We start from the raw sequence: 2,087 nt of genomic DNA on the forward strand, positions 1-2,087 counted from the left end.
CCGCAATGAGGACGACCGGGCGGGCGCGCGAGCCGCGGCCGCCCCAGGCGGTCTCGGCGGCCCGGCGGGCGAGGACCCGGTCGGCGGTGTGCTTGGCCTGGGACCAGATCATCACGGCGGCCGGGCCCGTCCTGCGGACCGCCTCCAGCAGTGCTTCGGCGGGTACGGCGGCGCCGAACATCCGGTAGGGCAGGCCGCGTTCGGCCAGACCGGCGGCGACCGCCTCCAGCGGGAGGGTGTGCAGTTCGGCGGGCATGCCGGCGAGCAGGGCGGGCGGGCCGGGACGGGGCGGCACCGGCCGGTCGGCGACCCGGCGGAGCGCCGTGGAGACGTGCCAGGAGAGCAGGTGCTCGACCTCGACGTACCGCTCGCCCTCGCCGGCCCACCGGCGACCGGCCGCCCGCAGTGCGGGCATCATGACCTCCGTCCAGGCGGCCACCGCCCCCATGTCGTCGACGACCTGACGGAGGAGCCGGGCGACCTCCGCGGTGTCCAGGCGGACGGCGGCCCGGGTGAGGCCGCGGCACTCCGGGCTCACCGGCCCGGCCGCCGGGGCGTTCGCCGTGTCGATCCGGTCGGGGGACCCTTCGGCGGGGCCTTCGTGGGCGCCATCGCCGGGGGCGGCCCCGGCTCCGGACGGGACGGGCGCCGCGGCGCCGAGGGCCAGCCGGGCGGCCTCGCCGGGCGGGACACCGCGGGCGGTCAGCCGGCACATGGCTTCGAGGACGGCGATGTCCTGCGGGGTCCAGCGCCGGTGGTGTCCCTCCTCGCGCCGGGCGGGCCCGATGCCGTAGCGCCGCTCCCAGGAGCGCACGGTGGTCGGTGAGACGCCGAGCCTGCGGGCCACTCCCCCGGTGGTGAGGCTGGCCTCGGCGAGCACCGGCGCAGCGGCGGGGGCCGTGGCGGTCGTGCCCGGTGGGCCGGTGGCGGGTGCGGGGGCTCCCACGGTCTCCTCCTCACGGACGGACGGACGGACGGGCGGCCGGTCGGGCGGCCGGTCGGGCGGGCGGTCGGGCGGGCGGGCTGCTGGTCGGGTCGGCGACTCCGGTGGCTGCGGGGTCGCTGCCCGTCCAGCATGGCCAACCCGCACGCGGAGGGGCGCTCGCAGCGGTTGCGCACCGGAAGGGGCCGCCGGCCCGTCCGGCGGCGGGTCAGTCGTGGACGGCGAGGCTGTCCCGCATCCGGGTCAGCCCGTCCCGCATCCGGGTCTTGACCGTGCCGAGCGGGGCGCCGAGCATCGCGGCGATCTGCGACTGCGAGTAGCCGCCGTAGTACGCGAGGGCGAGCGACTGCCGTTGGAGTTCGGTGAGTGCGCCGAGGCAGCGCCGGACCCGGTCCCGGTCGATGCGGCGTTCCACGGCCTCGGCGACCTCGTCGAACACCGGGGCGGGCGAGGCGGCGGCGGCCCGCCGGTCGCGGTCGGCGGAGGCCTGCGCGGAGCGGACGCGGTCGACGGCGCGGCGGTGGGTGATGGTGAGCACCCAGGTCAGCACCCCGCCGCGGTCCGGCCGGTAGCGGGCGGCGGTGCGCCAGACCTCCAGCAGCACCTCCTGGGCCACTTCCTCGGCCTGCGCCCGGTCCCGCAGCACCCGGTGGGCGAGTCCCAGCACGGGGCCGGCCACTGCCTCGTAGAGCACGCCGAACGCGCGTTCGTCGCCGCGGGCGATGCGCGGCAGCAGGCCTGACAGGTCCCGGGCGCCGGTGCCGGGCTGTGCCGGAACGCGGTCGACGGGGTCTGCGGGGAGGGGGTGCTCACGGACGGCTGTCACGCTGCGACCCTCCCGGCCCGGCCGGTTCACGGGCTACTCGCAGCGTTCCTGCACCGTTCCCGCCATGGCGGCCCGACAGGGCCCGCGGGTCAGTCGGTGAGCAGCTCGGCCAGGCGCTTCGCCGTCCTCTCGCCGGCCCGCTGCTTGATCAGCCCCTCCTTGGCGGCGGCGCGCAGCAGCACGACGGTGGTGTCCTCGCCCTCCCCGGCGGTGAGCACCGCGGTCACCAGGACGGGGTTCATGTTCCAGGCGCCGCCTCCGGTCAGCACCCGGATCGCGCTGCGCCGCCCGGCGGGGGCGGAGCGGCCCGGTGGGACC

Annotated in this window: 2 protein-coding genes and 1 pseudogene; all 3 read right to left on the reverse strand. The window is 78.3% G+C overall.

Annotated features, from left to right (window positions below):
• On the reverse strand, positions 1-880 hold an 880-nt coding region (locus tag ABZ641_RS34470), incomplete at its 3' end, for a MerR family transcriptional regulator (RefSeq protein WP_359988281.1).
• A 271-nt stretch (positions 881-1,151) separates the two neighbouring features.
• Positions 1,152-1,769: an ECF RNA polymerase sigma factor SigK gene (gene sigK, locus ABZ641_RS34475; RefSeq protein ID WP_359988279.1), complete on the reverse strand. Its 618-nt coding sequence runs from the start codon at positions 1,767-1,769 to the stop codon at positions 1,152-1,154.
• Between the two features lie 89 nt (positions 1,770-1,858).
• Positions 1,859-2,087 (reverse strand): annotated as a pseudogene (locus tag ABZ641_RS34480) (hypothetical protein); the annotation flags it as partial.

It is taken from the genome of Kitasatospora sp. NPDC007106, assembly GCF_040634455.1.
Lineage (GTDB): Bacteria > Actinomycetota > Actinomycetes > Streptomycetales > Streptomycetaceae > Kitasatospora > Kitasatospora arboriphila.